Raw genomic sequence first — 18,232 nt, 5'->3', positions numbered from 1 at the left:
AGCTCCCGGTCGGGCCGGGCGGGTCTGGTGCGGGCGAAGGGACTCGAACCCCCACATCTTGCGATACTGGAACCTAAATCCAGCGCGTCTACCAGTTCCGCCACGCCCGCGTCCGGCGAAATGCGAGCGCCGCCCCTATCGCAGCGCCGGGCAAAGGGCAAGCCTTGCCAAAAGGTGTTACCGGGAAGCGGTTGCCCCTATCCTGCAATCCGCCCGAGCAGCGCCAGCCAGGTGTTCGCGGGAGGGGTGGCCACCGGCTCCGCAGACGGCGCCATCCCGGCACATTCAAGGCAGTATACCTGCGCCCCGGCCCCGCCCAGCAGCCGCGAAAGATCGCCCAGAAGCTGCTGCGCGAGCGCGCCCTGCCGCTGGGCCGTGAGCGCGGCAAAATCGCTGGCGCCGCCTGGCGTCCCAAGCACATGCGCGCTGTCCGCCTCGCTATCGGCAAGTTGATCGAGCAGCGCGCCGAACGGATCGGCTGCCGTGCCGAGGTAGACGGGATGCCAGGTCGTGGCCCCCGCCGCCTTGGCCGCCCAGGCCAGCGCCGCATCGATCCCGCCGAACTCGTCGACAAGGCCAAGCTGCCGCGCGGTGCCGCCGTCCCACACGCGCCCCTGCGCGATTCTGTCGATCTCTGCCGGGGTCTTGTGCCGCGCATCGGCAACGAGCCTGACGAAGCGCGCATAGCCCGAATCGATCTGCTGCTGGATCACCGCCTCAGCTGTGGGCGAAAAGCCGCCGAACACATCGGGCTGGCCCGAAAGCGCCGTGGTCCGCACGCCATCGGTGCCGATCCCGGCCTTGCCCAGCGCTTCCTCGAAGCTGGGGATGATCGCGAAGATACCGATCGAGCCGGTGATCGTCGCCGGCTCGGCAAAAACGCGGTCTGCCGGTGTCGAAACCCAGTAGCCGCCGCTCGCCGCCAGGCCTGCCATCGAAACCGCGACAGGGATCTTCTTCGCCTTCATCCGCGCGATCGCGGCGCGGATACGCTCTGCCGCAGTCACCGATCCGCCGGGCGAATCGACCCTGACGACAAGCGCCGCGTAGTCCCCGCTGGCCGCTGCCTTATCAACAAGCACGGCGATCCGGTCACCGCCAGCGCTACCCGGCCCTGCGTCGCCGTCGACGATATCGCCCGCAATCGTCACCACAGCGATGGCCTTGCCGTCAGTCGAGGGCGTCTGGTCGGCGAGATAGGTGGCGAGCGCGGTGCCCTTGAACGCGCCTTCACCGCCAGCCGTATCCTTGCCGACGATCTCGGCCACGCGGTTGCCGAACGCCACCTTGTCACCGATCCGGTCAACCAGACCGGCGGCCACCGCCGCCTTGGCCGCATCGCCGCCCGATGCCGAGATCCACTTCACCGGATCACTTGTCACCAGCTGGATATCGGCCTTGGGCCGCGCTTTCTTCACATCGGCCTGCCAGGCCTCCCACAGCGCGGAATAGACCGCGCCGAGTGCTTCCTTCGCCTCGGGCGAGGCGTTTTCGCGGGTGAAGGGCTCCACCGCGCTCTTGTAGGTGCCGACCTTGAAGACATGTGCCTTGATCTTGAGGCGGTCGAGCAGCGCCTTGAAATAGAGATTGGTGCCGCCCGGCCCCGCCACCAGCGCGCCGCCCAGCGGATCGACCCAGGCCTCGCTCGCATGCGCCGCGATCTGCACGCTGTCGTCGGTATAGAGTCCCGCTCGGACCAGCACCGGCTTCTTCGCCGCGCGCACCTTGTCCATCGCCGCACCGATGCGCGTCATCGCCACCTGGCTGCCGCCGGCAAAGCTTTCAAGATCGAGCACGACGGCCTTGATCCGCTCGTCACCCGCCGCCGCCTCGATCGCGCGCACCACATCGCGCTCCTGCACCGCCTTGGAGGGCCCGCCGCCCGAAAGCAGCTGCATCGGCTTCAACCGCGCACGTTCCTCCACCACCGGCCCTTCCAGCGCGAGGTAAAGCGCGCCGGATTGCACCGCGCCGGGCGTCGGCCGCAGCGTCAGCAGCGCATAGAGCGCGCCAAAGAACAACAGGAGCAGGAGCAGCACGAGGCCGTCCTTGATGGCGACGAGGATCTTCCAGACCGAGCGGGCGAATTTCATGGGGGATATCTAGGTCTCACGAGGGGCGGATGCCAGCCGAAACACTTGAGCGACCCCAAGAGGCGCACTAGGGGCATGGTTTCGATGACAGAATCGAACCCTGCAGCCAGCGCTCGGGCGCTTGGCCGATATCCCGAAGGCGGCCTGGCCTTCCCGCACCGCGATCTCACCGGCATTGCCCACCTCGCGCGGCACGAGATTCTCTACCTGCTGGACGAAGCCGAACAGTGGCTTGCGCTCAACCGCCAGCGCCATAAGCGCGCCGAAGTGCTCTCCGGCCTCACCATCATCAACGCCTTCTTCGAAAACTCGACGCGCACGCTGCTTTCGTTCGAGATCGCCGGCAAGCGCCTCGGTGCGGATGTGGTCAACATGCATGCCGCCACCAGCAGCGTGAAAAAGGGCGAGACGCTGATCGACACGGCGATGACCCTCAACGCCATGCGCGCGGACGCCATCGTGATCCGCCACGCCAGTTCGGGCGCGGTGCAGCTCATTGCCGACAAGGTCGATTGCCCGGTGCTCAATGCGGGCGACGGCAGCCATGAACACCCGACCCAGGCGCTGCTCGATGCCCTGACCATCCGTCATGCGCTGGCCCTCGCGCCAGGCAGCGATCTCAACGGCCTCAAGGTCACGATCTGCGGCGATATCCTGCACAGCCGCGTCGCGCGTTCGAACATCCTCTCGCTGACGGCGCTCGGTGCTGACGTCACCGTCTGCGCCCCGCCCGCGCTGATGCCAGCCGAAATCGCGGCGATGGGCGTGCGCCCCACTCACGATTTCGACGCCGCGCTAGAAGAGGCTGACATCGTGATGATGCTGCGCCTCCAGCAGGAGCGCATGTCGGGCCAGTTCATCCCCTCCCCGCGCGAGTACCGCCACCTCTACGGCCTCACGCTTGACCGCTTTGCCAAGCTGCCGCCGAATGTCCTCGTCATGCATCCCGGCCCGATGAACCGGGGGATCGAGATCGACAGCCAGGTCGCCGACCATCCGACCCGCAGCCTCATTACGCGTCAGGTCGAGAGCGGCGTCGCGATCCGCATGGCCTGCCTCGATGTGCTCACCCGCCGCGCGCGGGGCGTTCCCGGCTGGGCCTCCGCAGAAGGAGCCGCGGCATGACCCCCCGTCCGCTTACCATCACCGGCGGCCGGCTGGTCCTCCCCGCCGGCGCGGCGCAGACGGGCGCGCTGCGCGTTGCCGATGGCCGCATCGTGGCACTCGGCGATATCAGACCCGAACCCGGTGACGATGTGCTCGATGCCAAGGGCGCGCTGATCACCCCCGGCCTTGTCGATCTCGGCGTCTTCGCCATCGACAAGCCCGCCTTCCACTTCGGCGGGATCACCCGCGCCGCGCTGATGCCCGATCAGGGACCGCCGCTCGATCACCCGGCCCGCGTCCGCTTCGCCGCGCAATCGGGCAAGCCCGACATGTGGGTCCACCCGCTTGCCGCTGCGACGCGCGGGCTGGAAGGCGCGGAACTCGCTGAACTTGCACTGATGCGCGATGCCGGCGCAAAAGCCGTTGCCACCGGGCGCCGCTGGATCGCCGATTCGGGCGTGATGCACCGCCTGATGAGCTACTGCGCGATGCTCGGTCTTGTGCTCGTCACCCATGCCGAAGACGCCGGGATCACCGGGCACGCCGTCGCCACGGCGGGCGAAATGGCGACCCGGCTCGGCCTCCCATCTGCCCCTGCACAAGCCGAGTCGCTGGCGGTCGCGCGCGATCTCGCGCTCGCCGAACTCACCGGCTGCCGCCTGCATCTGCGGCAGGTCACGACCGCCGCCGCGCTCGATCTTATCCGCGCCGCCAAGGCACGCGGGGTGCGCGTGACGGCTGGCGTCACCCCGGCGCACTTCATGCTCTCCGATCTGGAACTGGCGCATTTCCGCACGTTCTGCCGCCTTTCGCCGCCCTTGCGCAGCGATGCGGACCGGCAGGCGGTGATCGCTGCCGTTGCTGATGGCACGATCGACGTCATCGCCTCGGGCCACGATCCGCGCGGCGCGGAAGACAAGCGCCTGCCTTTCGCCGATGCCGAACCCGGCATGGCGGGCGCCGAAACGCTGCTGCCGCTCACGCTGACGCTGGTGCGCGATGGCAGGATCGATCTGGCACGCGCTTTCGCGCTCCTCGCGGGCAATCCCGCCGCGCTGCTCGGCGTTCCAGCCGGGCGGCTGGAGGTCGGCCTTGAGGCTGATCTGGCACTGGTAGAGCCCGAACGGCCGTGGATCGTCGATCGCAGCAAGATGGCGGCCACTGCGGGCAACACCCCCTTCGATCGCCGCCCGGTCGAGGGCCGCGTCACCGCCCTGTTCAAGGGCGGCAGCCGCATCGCCTAAAGCGAACCGGGCCTGAAACGCAACCGGCCCGCCCCCGGTTGGGGAGCGGGCCGGCAACAACGCAAAGGCGTGACGTTTAGCGCTGCGCCATGCGCGTCGGCGTCGGGCGGCCCTGCGGCGAAACCATCGCCGGGTCGGCCATCACGAGGCAGACGCCGCCCTTGGCCTTGACCGACTGGCACATCTGCCGCGCCGAAGCGAAGCCGGTGAAGCCCACCGCCTGCACCCGCCAGAATTGGCGGCCGTTGACGGCAACCTGTGTGATCTGGCTGTGATAGCCGGCCAGGCTGCGGTTGCGCGCGGTGAAGTGACGCCAGGCGCGCTGGGCGCCATCGGAGGAGGCGAACGAACCGAGCTGGACGACATGGCTGCCCTTTGCGCTGGCCGAAGCCTGCGCGCTGCGAGCACCATGCACCGGCTGGACCACCGGGTGCGAAACCACTTGCTGCGGCGCCGGGGCAGCAGCAGCGGCCGAAGGCGGCAGGTCGATTGCAGCGATCTTCGCCTTCGTCGGCGCGCTCGAGGCATCGGCCAGCGTCGGCTGGGGTGCCGCAGCATCGGTCTTGGGCGCAGGCATTTCCGTCGCCGCTGCCTTGGCGAGTTCCGCCGCATCACCGCTTGCCGCTTGCTGGGTTGCCGACATCGCCACAGCTTCCTCGGCCAGCTTCTGCGCCTCGGGGAAGTTTGCCAGTGCGAGTGCAGTCGGCTGGCCGCCATCGGCATTGACCGGCGCGCCGAGCAGGCTCGCCACGCGGCGGCGGGTGTCTTCGGGGCGCGCCATGAAGGCCCAGGTCTGCAGGCGCTCGGAGAGCTTGTCCGCCGGGACATCCTGCTGCGCCATCAGCTTGGCTTCGCTCCAGCTGCCATCAAGCGCATAGGCATAGGCAAGGTTCTGGCGCACCTTGGGGGTGTTCTCGCCGCCGCGCAGCGCGTCGGTCAGCGCGGCAATGCCGGTCTGGGTCTGCCCGGCCATGGCCATGGCAAGGCCGTAGTCCGATGCCGGAATGCTGTCGCGATAGGTGTTGAGCGTATCGACCGCCTCGGTGCCGCGCCCGAGCGCGATATCGGCCAGCGCGAGGCTCAGCGCAGCCTTGCCGCCGTCCTCGCCAAGCTGCATCGCCTCGTCGAACGCCTGACGCGCCGCCTCGAAGCGGCCCGCGCGCAGATAAGCAGAGCCCAGCAGCGTCCGATAGGCCGCATTGCGCGGGCTGGCGAGCACGGCCTGTTCGGCCAGCCCGATCGCCTTTTCCGTGCTGCCCTTGCCAAGCGCGGTCTGCGCATTGGAGGCGAACTTGGCGTGATTCGGTCCGCCTGCGGCGCAACCGGAGAGAAGACCGGCCGCCAACGCGGTGGTCACGCAGATCCGGGCCATCCTGTAGGCGGATTTCCGGTCAGTCTTGCTGTCGTGTGCGGTGGTCATGGCGTGAAGTCCCGGTTGAAATGCTTGCGTCAGGAACGAAGGGCACGGCGAGCAAGGTCGTCGAGACCGGGCTTCGCTTCGAGGAAACGGTCGAGAGCCTCGACCACGATTTGCTGGGCGCTGCGGTTATCCAGCGTGCATGCAAGGCGCAGACGCAAGTGGCGCGCCGCATCGAGCCGCAGCGTAAAGGCCGCCTTGCGCCCTTCCTTGAGCGCAGTGCCGCGTTCTCGGCGGTGTGCGGAGGCCGCCGGAGCCGGCACCTTCAGCATGTCGGCCAGCGTTTCGATCTGCCGCAGCACTTCGGGCTGCGAAGGCTCGGGAACCGCATCAGCGGCAATCGCGACAACTTCGCCGGCCGGCGCAGCCGGGGCGAAGTCCTCGCCATGATCGTTCCAGCCCAGATCATCGGCAGCAGCGGCCGGGCCGAAGCCCATCCACTGGCGGTCTTCCGCAGTCAGGGGGAGGAGTTGCGGACGCATCGCAGGACGGGCCGCGCCCTTGCGGGCAAGCAGGCTCGGGCTCAGCGAGGCGAAGGGCTTGGGTTCGCTCATGCTTCGGCGTCCTTCGCTCAGGAGCCGATCACGCGGCGACCGAAGCCACCTGCGCCGCGCGGTGCGCCGGACATGGAGTGCGCGGCATGGCCGGGCTGCGGCACCGCGAACACGGTGCGGCGGAAATTCTTCTCGAGCCGCTCGGAAACATAGGTCCACAGCGCCTCGACTTCGGCGGCCGATTTGCTGCGCGGATCGACTTCCATCACGGTGCGGCCATCGATCATCGAAGCGGCAAAATCGGTGCGGTGATGCAGAGTGATCGGCGCGACGGTGCCATGCTGCGAAAGCGCGACAGCGGCTTCGGATGTGATCCGCGCCTTGGGCGTCGCGGCATTGACCACGAAGATCAGCGGCTTGCCCGCGCGCTCGCACAGATCGACGGTGGCACCCACGGCGCGCAGGTCGTGCGGGCTCGGCCGCGTCGGCACGACGATGAGTTCGGCGACCGAGATCACCGACTGGATCGCCATGGTGATCGCGGGCGGGGTATCGATCACCGCCAGCTTGAAGCCCTGCTGGCGTAGAATGGCCAGATCGCCGGCAAGGCGCGCCACGGTGGTCTGCGCGAAAGCCGGGTATTCGGCCTCGCGCTCGTTCCACCAGTCAGACAGCGAACCCTGCGGGTCGATGTCGATCAGGACGACGGGACCAGCGCCCGCGCGCTGCGCCTGCACGGCAAGGTGACCGGACAAGGTCGTCTTGCCGGACCCTCCCTTCTGCGATGCCAAAGCCAATACGCGCAATGTACCCCCCTATGGGCAAGACGAACAAACGGAACGGTCTCTTGCCCGGGGATCGCAGAAGACCCTCAAATTTTGGTTAACATCGCGGCATCCGATGCACGTGATTTTGCGCAAGGCACCCCCTGATCCGGCGCCAAGATGCTGTCTTTTCTGTATTAACCATCTACGCTAATTACCTTAGATGCAGTAGGGTGTGATGAGCGTGCGCGGTTGTTCTTGCGCACTGCAATGCAGCGCGGCATCGTTAACCCTGCTTTTCAGGCAACGAGTTCCTAGGGAGAATCGACCGGACATGCGCGGATTTGCTCTCCTTGTGGCGGCGGGACTCGGCTTTTCGGGCATGATGCAGCCCGCTTCGGCTGCGCCCGCCGCGCAAGGCATGCCGCAAACGGCGCCGACGCCTCCCGATGCGGCCAGCGCCGCGGCGGTGCGGGCCGGAGTGGATGCGTGGTCAGCCGGAAATTACGAAGCGGCGGTAAAAGCCTGGCAGATCCCTGCTGCCATGGGCGATGCCGATGCGCTGTTCAACCTCGGCCAGGCCTACAAGCTCGGTCGCGGGGTACCCAAGGATCTCGTCAGGGCTGAGGCCTATTATGGCAAAGCCGCCCGCCTCGGCCACATCGCGGCGGCAGACAACTACGGCATCCTGCTGTTCCAGACGAACCGTCACGAGGCCGCGATGCCCTGGCTGGAGTCCGCCGCAGATCGAGGCGAACCGCGCGCGATGTATGTGCTCGGCATCGCCGCCTACAATGGCGACTATGCGCCCAAGGACTGGGTGCGCGCCTATGCCCTGATGACGCGGGCGGCTGCTGCCGGTCTCGCGCAGGCGACCGGCAGCCTTGCCACGATGAACCAGACGATCCCGCTGGCGCAGCGCCAGATGGGCGTCAGCCTCGCCAGCGAGCTGGAACAGAAGGCCGCCGATGCGCGCGGGCGCGAACTCGCCGCAGCAGACCTAGGCGGGCAAGGCGCTCCGGTGCGGACGGCACCTGCGCCAAAGGCCCCGCCGGGCACCATCGAGAAGGTCGATCTTCCGCCCTCTTCCCATGCCGAACCCGCCGCGGCCTATCTGCCGCCGCCGATGGAACCCGCCGCCACGCCAAAGCCAAAGCCGGTGCCGGTGAAGCCCGCTGCGCCGAAGCCCGCGCCGAAGCCCGCGTCGCCCAAACCGGCGCCGGCTGCTGTGGCATCTGCCTCCGGCAACGGGGCCTATCGCATCCAGCTCGGCGCGTTCGGCGTGAAGGCCAATGCCGATGCGCTGTGGGCGCGCGTGCGAGGGCGGCCCGAGATCGCCGGCCATGCCCGGCAGGATCTGCCCGGCACGGCGACACGCCTGCTGGCCACCGGTTATTCGCAGGACGGCGCGGCGCGCGCCTGCGCCGCGCTCAAGACCGGAGGTTTCGCCTGCCTCGTGGTGGCGCCCTGACGGCAAATGCCCGAACGGATCGGCGCGCTTGATTTCGTGCGCGGGGTTGCCGTGCTCGGCATCCTCGCGATCAACGTGACCGGGTTCTGGGGCCCGCTGCTTGCCACCTTCAGCCCCGCGATGCCCCACCTCGAAAGTGGCGGCGCAGTATGGTTCACCGCCGCCTACGTCCTGTTCGAAGGCAAGATGCGCGGTTTGTTCACGCTGCTGTTCGGGGCGAGCATGATGCTGTTTGCCGATGCGGCGGAGCGGCGCGGTGCCAATCCCGATCTCATGCAGGTGCGCCGCCTGATCCTGCTGATGCTGTTCGGCTATGCGCATTATGCGCTGCTGTGGTGGGGGGATATTCTCCTGCCCTATGCGGTTTGCGGCATGCTCGCCTTTGCCTTGCGCCGCCTCGCCCCTGAACCGCTGGCGGCAAGCGCGCTGCTCCTCTTCCTCGCGAGCCATGGGCTTGAAATGATCGGCGATATCGCCGCAATCGCCACCGAAGGCCGCGTGCTGGCGGGCCACGGCTCCCCCGCCGAAGCCGCCGAACAGGCCGCGATGATGGGCCGCATCGCCGCCTCGATCGCCGCCGACAGCCAGGTGCTCCACGCCCCTTTCCTCGAAGCGGTGCGAATTCGCCTCACCACGGCACCGTTCCTCCCGCTCGCAAACCTTGGCGCGACCTTCTTCGAGACCTTTCCGCTCATGCTGCTCGGCATGGCGCTGCTGCGCATGGGGCTGTTCACCGGCGAATGGACGCAAGCCACGCTGCGCCGGATGGCGGTGATCGGCATCGGCGGCGGCGGCACGATGAGCGCCGCGCTGATCGGCTGGGCTGCCCTGCACGGGTTCCCGCCCGGCGCGATGTTCGCCATCATGGGCTCGCTCGCCGCGATCCCGCACCTTGCGATGACGCTGGGCTATCTCGCTGCGCTGCTGCTGCTATGGCCCCGCGTGAATCAGAACGCTGCCGGCACGCGCCTCGCCGCCGCAGGCCGCTGCGCCTTCACCAACTACCTCGGCACCACTTTCGTGATGAGCGCGCTTTTCGCCGGCTGGGGCTTTGGCCTGGGCGGCGTGCTGCCTCGCGCCGCGCTGCCGCTCGTCGTGCTGGCAGGCTGGGTATTGATGCTCGCATGGCCGCGCTGGTGGCTCGCCCGCTTCGGGCAAGGCCCGCTCGAGGCGCTGTGGCGCAGGCTTACCTGGCTGGGGGTTCCTCGGTCACCGCTTCCACCTGCGGCCGATGCGGCGTGAGGATCAGCACGCCGTCTTCCACCCGCCAGCCCTTGAGGCGGGTCAGGAAGTTCATCCCCAGCACGTTTGGCCCGCCCTCCGCTGGCATGACGATGGCATCGAGATCGCGCGCCACCACTGATCCGAAACGCAGTTCATCGATCCGTGCGGGGGACGCGGTGACGCTGCCGTTCGCGGTTTCCACCGACGCTTGCGGGCGCATCACGTCGGGCTCGACCCCCGCAGCCGCCGCCACATCGCCCGAAAGCGCCGTCACCGTAGCGCCGGTATCGACCATCAGCCGCAGCGGCACTCCGTTGAGCTGCGCCTTGATCCAATAGTGCCCATCGGCGGCGAGCGGAATGCGCGTCTCCCCGCCAGAGACGGTCTGAGCCGGCCCGCCGATGCTGTGGAGCGCTGCATCGAAGCTGGGGTCCATCCGCACGAAGCGCATGACCGCGAGGGCGAACACCGCCAGCATCAGCAGGTTGCCCGCAAAGCGCACCGCCCCGCCGATCCTCCCCCCGCGCGAGGCCAGCGCACCGCCCACGGCCACCAGCGCAAGCGCCGCACAGGTCGCGGCAAACAGCGGCGAAAGCTGCCCCAGCCAAGGGGCGCCCTGCTCCAACCAGGCATAAATCTGCGTCATGCGGAACCCATTACCCACGCGAACCTTTCATCATGCTGAAACCCGTCCTAACCACCAATGCGCTGCGGCCATCACGGCCTCGCCCCGGGCACCCCATGCACCTTTCCATCACGACCCGCCTGACCTGGCACTGCGCAGAGCCGACCGACAGTCTTCTCCAGATCGAAGCCGCCGCTACGGCCGACCAGCGGCTCCTCGCGAGCACGCTCGATAGCACACACGCGGGCCATTTTTCGCGTGTGCCCGCGCAGGACGGGATTGGCGAACGGATCTGGCTGCATCAGGAGGGCGATTGCACGGTGACCTATGCGGCTCAGGTCGAGGTGCTGGGCCGCCCGGTGCCGATGGAAACGCTCGCCGCGCTGCCACCGCACCGCCTGCCGGGCGAGACGGTGCCCTATCTGATGGACTCGCGCTATTGCCCGGCCAACCGCTTCTCACCATTCGTTGACGAGGAATTTGCCGCATTCGAGGGCGGGGCGAAAGTGGCGGCGATGCGCGACTGGATCGCGGCGCACTATCGCTATGTGCCCGGCGTGAGCAATGCCTCGACCACTGCGATCGACAGCTTTGTCGAGCGGCGCGGGGTGTGCCGGGATTATGCGCATACGCTGATCTGCTTCGCCCGTGCCGCCGCAATCCCGGCGCGCTTTGCCAGCGGATACGGGGCCTGGGTCAAGCCTCAGGATTTCCACGCGGTGGCGGAAGTGTGGCTGGCGAATGCGGAAGGCGCAGGGGGCTGGCATATGGTTGACCCGACCGGCATGGCCGACGCCGCCTCGTTCGCGCGGATCGCAGTGGGGCGCGATGCGGCGGACACCAGCTTCCTCACCAGCTTCGGCCAGGCCGATCTGCGCCAGCTGGCGATTGAAGTGCGTGCGGTCACGGCGGGTTAACCACACTCCTTAAGGGCGGCAGCCCGCGCCGTCCCTAGGCGGGACGCGGCTGGAATGGCGCTCGCCAACCCCTTCGTTTACGCTATTTGGGGACGCGAAAGGAGCGTTGTCCCAGATGCCTGCGTCGTCATCCGCCAAGAGCCTGATCGATCTGCTGCGCTCCCGCTGGGTCAGCGCGCCGCTCGGCTTCATCGCGATGTCGCTCGCCTCGCTGCTCGCATTCCATGTCGGCAAGGACGTGGCGCAGGTCCTGTTCGGCGGATCGCAGGCCGAAGCCCATGTCGCCGCCGCCCCGGCAACCGCGCCGCTGGCCAAGCCCGCCACGCTCGCCCCCGCACCGGCTCCCGCAAACAGCGCCTTCGTCGTCAAGTCGATCCTCAAGATCGATGAACCGATCAAGTTCGGCCAGTACTTCTGGGACGAACGCGCCGCCGCCACCGGACCTGTCGTCGTCACCGTCGATCTTGAGGCGCGCACGATCTCGGTCTTCCGCGACGGGCACGAGATCGGCGCCGCCGCCATCCTCAAGGGCTATGGCAGCAAGCCCACCCCCACCGGCGTATTCCCGATCAGCGAGAAGGACGCCGATCACGTCTCCAACATCTACGATGCGCCGATGCCGTGGATGCTGCGCCTCACCAGCGACGGGATCACCATCCACGGCAGCAAGGTCGAACGCGGCTATGCCACCAACGGCTGCATTGGCGTGCCCGATGGCTTCGCCAAGCGCTTGTTTGGCATTGCGACCCTCGGCGACAAGGTGATCATTACCGATGGCAAGCGCCTCGGCGTTGGCCAACCGATCATCGAGAACCAGGCCGCTGCGCCGACTGGCCCCTCCGTCGCCGCGAGCCGCGATTCTTGATCTGAATCGTTTTTCTCCTGTCCCAGCAGGCCCATGAGGGCCATGGACGGGTTAAGGAGAAAGCGCATGCGACCCCACGATGAACGCCACCTTGTCAGCCGGATCGGCTGGCTGCGCGCAGCGGTCCTCGGCGCCAACGACGGCATCGTCTCCACCGCCAGCCTGATCCTCGGCGTCGCCGCCTCGGGCGCGGAACGGCAGGCGCTGCTGGTCGCAGGCGCAGCCGGCCTTGTCGCGGGCGCGATGTCGATGGCGGCGGGGGAATATGTCTCGGTCTCCAGCCAATCCGATACCGAAGCCGCTGATCTCGCGCGCGAACGCGCCGAACTCGCCGCCGATCCGGCGAGCGAACAGAGCGAACTTGCCGCGATCTACGAGGCGCGCGGCGTCGATCCGGTGACCGCGAAGGAAGTCGCCCGTCAGATGATGGCCAAGGACGCACTTGGCGCCCACGCGCGCGACGAACTGCACCTCAATGAAACGACCGCCGCGCAGCCCGTGCTCGCCGCGATGGCCTCTGCCGCCATGTTCACCGGCGGCGCGTTCCTGCCGCTGCTGCTGGCCGCATTCCTGCCGCTGGGGCTCATGGTGACCGGCACGGCCGCCGGTTCGATCCTGTTCCTTGCCCTGCTCGGCGCATTCGGCGCGCGCGCGGGCGGCGCGGCAATGGGCAAACCGGTGCTGCGCGTCGTCGTCTGGGGCGCGCTCGCCATGGCGATCACGGCGGGGATCGGCCGATTGGTGGGCACGGCTGTCTAGGTGGCAGGAACACTCGACCTTACCGGCTTCGCGCTCGCGGTCCTGCTCATCGAGCTGACCCCGGGCCCCAATATGGCCTGGCTCGCCGGTCTCGCCGCCACCGAAGGCAGGCGCAGCGGCCTCTCCGCCGTCGCTGGCGTCGCGCTGGGCCTCCTTGCCAACGGCGTGCTCGCCGCGCTGGGCCTTGCGACGCTGCTCAAGGCCATGCCCGCGCTGCTCCACGTCCTGCGCGTCGCAGGCGCGGCCATGATGGTCTGGCTCGCGATCGAGGCATGGCGCGGCGCGGAAAAAGCCCCGCCGCCCACCGCCACGCGCCGCGCCTTCGCCACCGGCGCGCTGCTCAATCTGCTGAACCCGAAGGCCTACCTGTTCTTCGTGGTCGTCGCGCCGGAGTTCCTCGGCGGCCGCACGCTCGGCCTCACCGAAGCGCTGACCCTCGCGCTTGTCAGCACCGGCATCGCCACCGCGATCCACCTCGCCATCGTGCTGGCGGGCAGCCGCGCGCAGACCTGGCTGGCAGACCCCGCGCGCACCAAATGGGTAAGGCGGGGCTTTGCCGTCGTGATGCTGGGCGTCGCAGCCTCGTTTCTGGCGATCAAATCAGGCTAGGCCACAACACCTTGTAACCGTCGCCCCGTGCTCGACGTGTGGCTGGGCTCTTCTTCCAGCGCCGCGCCCGAAAAAGAAGCCAACGCCGGTGTCAAGCACGGGCCGACGATACCAACCGGGCGTGCAGTACTTACCGCGGCGCCATCCGGATGCCGCCATCCAGCCGGATCGCCTGCGCGTTGAAGTAGGAGTTGCGCACCAGCTCCATCGCAAGGCTGGCAAACTCTTCCGGTAGGCCGAGCCGCTTGGGGAACGGCACCGAGGCATTGAGGCCCGCGCGCACCTTCTCCGGCACGCGGCCCAGCAGCGGCGTATCGAAGATGCCCGGCAGGATCGCGTTGACGCGGATGCCAAGGTCCATCAGATCGCGCGCCATCGGCAGCACGAGGCCGACCACGCCCGCCTTGAGCGAACCATAGGCCACCTGCCCGATCTGCGCATCCTGCGCCGCGACCGAACCCGTCAGGATGATCGTGCCGCGCTCGCCATCGCCTTCCAGCGGTTCGGCATGGGCCATGCCCAGCGCCGAAAGACTCGCCACGCGGTAGCTGGCGATCAGCACGCCGTTCGCGGCAAAGGCATAGTCCTCGGTCGAAAGGCGGGTGAACTCGCCCGTTTCCTTGTTGCGGCCCACGGTCTTGCCCTTGCGGTGCACCACCGCGCAGTGGACGGTGATCCGCTCCTGCCCATGCGCCGCGCGCGCCTTGGCGAACCCTTCGACCACCGACTCTTCGCTCGTGATATCGACATGGCAGAACAGCCCGCCAATCGCCTTGGCCACTTCCTCGCCCGCCTCGGCGTTCACATCAAAAATGGCAACCTTCGCGCCCGCCGCCGCCAGCGCATAGGCAGTCGCCCGCCCCAGACCCGAAGCCGCGCCGGTCACGACGGCAGCCATACCCTGTTCGATCTTCATGGCATCGTTCTCCTTTAACCGCGCGATTAAGCAGGTGCGGGAGACGGTGCAAGTGCCACAAGTGCTAAAAGCCCTCTCCCCCGCTCATCCTGAGCTTGTCGAAGGAGAGGGGAGAGGGGGATGGTGGGCCAATGGCAGTTCGGCAGTGTTCCCCAAACCAACGGGCCAGCATGGCAGGCTAGGCATGGAGGAGCCGCAGCCCGTCCCATTGTCCATATCCGTCCCACGTATCACGCCGAAATTCCAACCTTGGATCAGATAAGCGCGCTTCCTCTAAGGTGTATTCCATTCTGCCGAAATTGCAGGGTGCACAAGTTATCGCCATGTTGTCGAGATCGCTCGATCCGCCTCGACTATTCGGCAAAACATGATCGAACTGCATCCACATACATTGGAGTGCAGCATGTTGTGATATGTTGGTCGCACCCCATGAAACCGCTTCGGGATAGATTCTGCAAAGTAACTTCCGAGTTTCCATCGGGACGACGGGAATCCCGCAAAAGCGGCAATGAAAACCATCGCGGGCTATAAGTTCCGCGTAGGTTTCTTTCGTTGGCATCCTAGGAACCGGTCTATCAGCTTTGACCAACACTGGTGCGGCGTTAGCCACCGTGACAAATCCAAACCTCTGCCGCCCACCGGCTCCCCAAACCATTTCAGTGTATTCGCGCACCTTGGGATCATCTGCCAGAACTAAGAGGCGGATCGCTTCTCCTCGGTCACCGATCAAGTGAGCATGAGTTGCAGAAGCCAATCGACGCGCAGCTTGGTAAATAGCGGGGTGCGGGTCGGCGAGGCAATGGCGCAAAGTCACTAGATCAACATATGCAAACCTGCTTTCGACGCAAAGTGCAGCGATGAGAAATCGCATCAAAGCAGATCGGTATCGCACCCACCCCTAAAGCACATCAAACTCATCCCCCAGCGCCGCCCTCAGCTTATCCAGCGCCTGCGCTTTCAGCTGGTGCACGCGCGGCACGCTGACGGAGAGCACCTCCGCGATTTCCGCGAGGTTCAGTTCCTCCACGAAGTAGAGCTGGATCACCCTTTGCAGCCGCTCCGGCAGTCCTGAAATGGCTGCGACAACCGAGGCGCGCGATTGCTCGTCCGCAATGATCTCGAAGCTGTCCGGCCGGTCGTCGGCAAAGGCCATGTCGCTGTCCGAATAGGTGTCGTCGATGGGCTCGAAGCGCATCGGCTCGCTCGCGGCGCGCAGTTCGCCGAGCGCGGCGGTGGTCATGCCCATCGCCTCGGCCAGTTCGTCCTCGCTCGGCGCGCGGCCCAGCGTTGTCGACAGCGCCTGCGCCGCGCCAGCCAGCAGCCGCCGCCGGTCGCTCGCCGCGCGGGAAAGCGGCGTGGAGCGCCGCACCAGATCGACCATCGCGCCGCGCACGCGCAGCTTGGCATAGGCGGCAAAGCCGTCTTCGGTCGGGCCGTTGTGTTTCTGCGCGCATTCGGTGAGGGCGACGAGCCCCGCCTGCACCAGATCCTCGATCTCGATGCCCGCGCGGCCCGAGCCGTGGACGTGCCAGGCAAGGCGGCGCACCATCGGCAGGAAGCGGCGGATGCGGTCCGCCGTGCCGCCCTGATAGGCGCGCGCGGCGGCGAAGCTGCGGTGGTCATGGTTCATGCGGCAAGATCCTGTGGGGGAATTGCGGATGGATCGGGTTCAGCCGCGCCGACCACTTCGATCACTTCGATCGGCTGGCTCGGCGGCAGTTCGGAAATGGACAGCACCGCGCATTGCGGCGCGCGGGCGCGCAGCAGCGCAGCGAGCGCGCGGCGGGCACGCGGCTGGACAATGAGCGCCATGGGCGGCGCGGCAGGCCCGCGTTCTGCGCTGATCATGGCAATCCGTTCGCCAATGGAGCGCGCCAGATCGGGCTCGATCACCGGCTGCCCGGTGACGGGATCGTGCATCCCGCCCACGATCATCTGTTCGAGCGCGCCATCGAGCGTCAGCACCGCCAGCCGCTCGCCCGGCCCGCAAATGCGCGCCACCAGCAGTCCGCCAAGATCGGCGCGGACAAGGTCCACCAGCCGCTCGTGATCGGTCGTCTGCAGCACCGCTTCGGCGAGCGCGGAAAGGATCGGCAGCGGATGCGCGATGCTTACCCCGTCTTCCAGCAGCGCATGCAGCAGCCGGGTCATCGCCCCCAGCGTGATCGGCGCGGGATGCACCGTCTCCACCAGCCCCGGCGAACGCTCGCGCACGCCTTCGAGGATCGCGCGCACTTCATCCGGCCCGAGCAGCGCCTGCGGGCGTTCGCCCAAAAGCTGGTTGAGATGCGTCGCGACGACCGTGGAGGCATCGACGGTGAGGAACCCCTCGGCAATCGCGTGATCGCGCTGACCGGGTTCGATCCAGATCGCCGGGCAGCCGAAGCTGGGATCTGTGGTCGCCTCACCGCGCAAGCTGTGATCGGGATTGGCCTCGCCCGCATCGATGGCGAGCACCTTCTCCGCCTTGATGCTCGCCCCGCCCAGCGCCACGCCGCCCAGCACGATGCGATAGGCATCGGGCATGAGATCGAGGCTGTCGCGCACGCGGAATTGCGGCACCACGAAGCCGAAGCTCTGCGAAAGCTGCTTCCTCACCCCCGTAATGCGCGCCACCAGCGGCGCACCGCGCTTCTCGTCGACCAGATGGACGAGGCCGTAGCCCAGTTCGATGGTCACCAGCGTGTGGTCGGATACCTCCTCCAGCGTGATCTTCGCGGGGTCCACCTGCTCCACCACTACCGGCGGCGGCACGGCGAGACGCGCCTCGCGCTTCTTAAGGCTCCACCAGATATATCCGGCCATCCCGGCAGCGGGCAGGAACACCATCTGCGGCATCGCCGGGATCATCCCGATGGCGCCCATGATCACCGCAACCGGCAGCCAGGTGCTGGGCGAAGCAAACTGCCCGCCAATCTGGCCCGCCAGGTCGCGCGTGTCTGAAACGCGGGTCACGATCACGGCGGCGGCGATGGAGAGCAGCAGTGAGGGCACTTGCGCCACCAGCGCATCGCCCACTGCGAGGGTGATATAGCGCTGCGCCGATTCCTGCGCCGTCAGCCCGTGGCTCAGCATGCCAAGGCAGAAGCCCGCGATGATGTTGACGCCGAGGATCAGCAGCGCGGCGACGGCATCGCCCTTCACGAACTTGCTGGCACCGTCCATCGAGCCATAGAAATCGGCCTCGGTCGCCACTTCGCGCCGCCGCGCCTTGGCTTCGTCCGCCGTCAGCAGGCCAGCCGCAAGGTCCGCGTCGATGGCCATCTGCTTGCCGGGCAAGGCATCGAGGGTGAAGCGCGCGGAGACTTCCGAAACGCGGCCCGCACCCTTGGTGACGACCATCAGGTTGATGATCATCAGAATCATGAACACGAACAGCCCGACCGCGAAATTACCGCCGATCAGGAATTCGCCGAAGCTTTCGATCACATGCCCCGCCGCCGCGCCGCCTTCGTGGCCGTTGACCAGCACGATGCGCGTGGAGGCGACATTGAGCGCAAGGCGCAGCAGCGTCGCGAAGAGCAGCACCGAAGGGAACGAGGAGAAATCGAGCGGCTTCAGCGCATTCATCGCCGCCATCAGGATCGCGACCGAAAGCGCGATATTGAGCACGAAGAACCCGTCGAGCAGGAACGAGGGGATCGGCATGATCATCAGCGCGATCAGGATCAGGATGCCGCCGGGAAGCGCGAGCGCGCCGGGCTGGCCGAAGCGTTTCATCATGGCC

17 protein-coding genes and 1 tRNA gene are annotated in these 18,232 nt (G+C 67.4%); 8 read left to right on the top strand and 10 right to left on the bottom strand.

Going from position 1 to position 18,232, the window contains the following annotated elements; genetic code table 11:
- Nucleotides 1-25: 25 nt before the first annotated feature.
- Nucleotides 26-110: transfer RNA gene (locus ACO06X_RS14840), tRNA-Leu, on the bottom strand.
- An 87-nt stretch (nucleotides 111-197) separates the two neighbouring features.
- Complete coding sequence (gene sppA / locus ACO06X_RS14835; protein WP_421837002.1) at nucleotides 198-2,093, bottom strand: signal peptide peptidase SppA; 1,896 nt, start codon at nucleotides 2,091-2,093, stop codon at nucleotides 198-200.
- Between the two features lie 84 nt (nucleotides 2,094-2,177).
- On the opposite strand from sppA, the gene ACO06X_RS14830 reads away from it, so the two are divergent.
- Entirely contained in the window at nucleotides 2,178-3,218 is a 1,041-nt protein-coding gene (locus ACO06X_RS14830; RefSeq protein ID WP_421839920.1) for an aspartate carbamoyltransferase catalytic subunit, read from the top strand.
- Complete coding sequence (locus ACO06X_RS14825; protein ID WP_421837001.1) at nucleotides 3,215-4,444, top strand: dihydroorotase; 1,230 nt, start codon at nucleotides 3,215-3,217, stop codon at nucleotides 4,442-4,444. The genes ACO06X_RS14830 and ACO06X_RS14825 overlap by 4 nt, the downstream gene beginning before the upstream one ends.
- A 76-nt stretch (nucleotides 4,445-4,520) precedes the next feature.
- On the opposite strand, the gene ACO06X_RS14820 is transcribed toward ACO06X_RS14825, so the two are convergent.
- The 3 genes from ACO06X_RS14820 to ACO06X_RS14810 are packed head-to-tail and all read right to left on the bottom strand — an operon-like array spanning nucleotide 4,521 to nucleotide 7,161.
- A complete protein-coding gene (locus tag ACO06X_RS14820) occupies nucleotides 4,521-5,864 on the bottom strand; it encodes a tetratricopeptide repeat protein (protein WP_421837000.1) in 1,344 nt (447 codons plus the stop codon).
- 29 nt (nucleotides 5,865-5,893) lie between these two features.
- The gene (locus ACO06X_RS14815) at nucleotides 5,894-6,415 is read right to left on the bottom strand and encodes a hypothetical protein (protein WP_421836999.1); all 522 of its coding nucleotides are present in this window, start codon (nucleotides 6,413-6,415) and stop codon (nucleotides 5,894-5,896) included.
- Nucleotides 6,416-6,432: 17 nt separating this feature from the next.
- Complete coding sequence (locus tag ACO06X_RS14810) at nucleotides 6,433-7,161, bottom strand: AAA family ATPase (RefSeq protein ID WP_421836998.1); 729 nt, start codon at nucleotides 7,159-7,161, stop codon at nucleotides 6,433-6,435.
- Nucleotides 7,162-7,453: 292 nt separating this feature from the next.
- Here ACO06X_RS14810 and ACO06X_RS14805 point away from each other — a divergent pair, with 292 nt between their 5' ends.
- Nucleotides 7,454-8,590: an SPOR domain-containing protein gene (locus ACO06X_RS14805; RefSeq protein WP_421836997.1), complete on the top strand. Its 1,137-nt coding sequence runs from the start codon at nucleotides 7,454-7,456 to the stop codon at nucleotides 8,588-8,590.
- 6 nt (nucleotides 8,591-8,596) lie between these two features.
- Nucleotides 8,597-9,832 (top strand): DUF418 domain-containing protein, encoded by a 1,236-nt coding sequence (locus tag ACO06X_RS14800; protein ID WP_421836996.1) that lies wholly within the window; start codon nucleotides 8,597-8,599, stop codon nucleotides 9,830-9,832.
- Here ACO06X_RS14800 and ACO06X_RS14795 read toward each other — a convergent pair.
- Complete coding sequence (locus ACO06X_RS14795) at nucleotides 9,777-10,460, bottom strand: retropepsin-like aspartic protease family protein (protein ID WP_421836995.1); 684 nt, start codon at nucleotides 10,458-10,460, stop codon at nucleotides 9,777-9,779. The genes ACO06X_RS14800 and ACO06X_RS14795 overlap by 56 nt on opposite strands.
- Before the next feature lie 95 nt (nucleotides 10,461-10,555).
- Here ACO06X_RS14795 and ACO06X_RS14790 point away from each other — a divergent pair, with 95 nt between their 5' ends.
- The 4 genes from ACO06X_RS14790 (at nucleotide 10,556) to ACO06X_RS14775 (ending at nucleotide 13,589) form a co-directional block, all read left to right on the top strand.
- The gene (locus ACO06X_RS14790) at nucleotides 10,556-11,356 is read left to right on the top strand and encodes a transglutaminase-like domain-containing protein (protein ID WP_421836994.1); all 801 of its coding nucleotides are present in this window, start codon (nucleotides 10,556-10,558) and stop codon (nucleotides 11,354-11,356) included.
- A 115-nt stretch (nucleotides 11,357-11,471) separates the two neighbouring features.
- The gene (locus tag ACO06X_RS14785; RefSeq protein ID WP_421836993.1) at nucleotides 11,472-12,221 is read left to right on the top strand and encodes a L,D-transpeptidase family protein; all 750 of its coding nucleotides are present in this window, start codon (nucleotides 11,472-11,474) and stop codon (nucleotides 12,219-12,221) included.
- Between the two features lie 66 nt (nucleotides 12,222-12,287).
- Complete coding sequence (locus ACO06X_RS14780; RefSeq protein WP_421836992.1) at nucleotides 12,288-12,980, top strand: VIT1/CCC1 transporter family protein; 693 nt, start codon at nucleotides 12,288-12,290, stop codon at nucleotides 12,978-12,980.
- Nucleotides 12,981-13,589, top strand: a complete 609-nt coding sequence (locus ACO06X_RS14775; RefSeq protein WP_421836991.1) for a LysE family translocator — start codon at nucleotides 12,981-12,983, stop codon at nucleotides 13,587-13,589.
- Nucleotides 13,590-13,719: 130 nt separating this feature from the next.
- On the opposite strand, the gene ACO06X_RS14770 is transcribed toward ACO06X_RS14775, so the two are convergent.
- From ACO06X_RS14770 to ACO06X_RS14755, 4 genes are all read right to left on the bottom strand, one after another.
- Complete coding sequence (locus ACO06X_RS14770) at nucleotides 13,720-14,505, bottom strand: SDR family oxidoreductase (RefSeq protein WP_298193428.1); 786 nt, start codon at nucleotides 14,503-14,505, stop codon at nucleotides 13,720-13,722.
- 178 nt (nucleotides 14,506-14,683) lie between these two features.
- Nucleotides 14,684-14,887: an HNH endonuclease gene (locus ACO06X_RS14765; RefSeq protein ID WP_421839919.1), complete on the bottom strand. Its 204-nt coding sequence runs from the start codon at nucleotides 14,885-14,887 to the stop codon at nucleotides 14,684-14,686.
- A gap of 516 nt (nucleotides 14,888-15,403) precedes the next feature.
- A complete protein-coding gene (locus ACO06X_RS14760) occupies nucleotides 15,404-16,135 on the bottom strand; it encodes a sigma-70 family RNA polymerase sigma factor (protein WP_421836990.1) in 732 nt (243 codons plus the stop codon).
- A complete protein-coding gene (locus tag ACO06X_RS14755) occupies nucleotides 16,132-18,228 on the bottom strand; it encodes a flagellar biosynthesis protein FlhA (RefSeq protein ID WP_421836989.1) in 2,097 nt (698 codons plus the stop codon). The genes ACO06X_RS14760 and ACO06X_RS14755 overlap by 4 nt, the downstream gene beginning before the upstream one ends.
- Between the last annotated feature and the right edge of the window lie 4 nt (nucleotides 18,229-18,232).

This window comes from Novosphingobium sp., assembly GCF_965229225.1.
Taxonomy (GTDB): Bacteria; Pseudomonadota; Alphaproteobacteria; order Sphingomonadales; family Sphingomonadaceae; genus Novosphingobium.
This window is presented reverse-complemented; position numbering and strand designations above follow the sequence as displayed.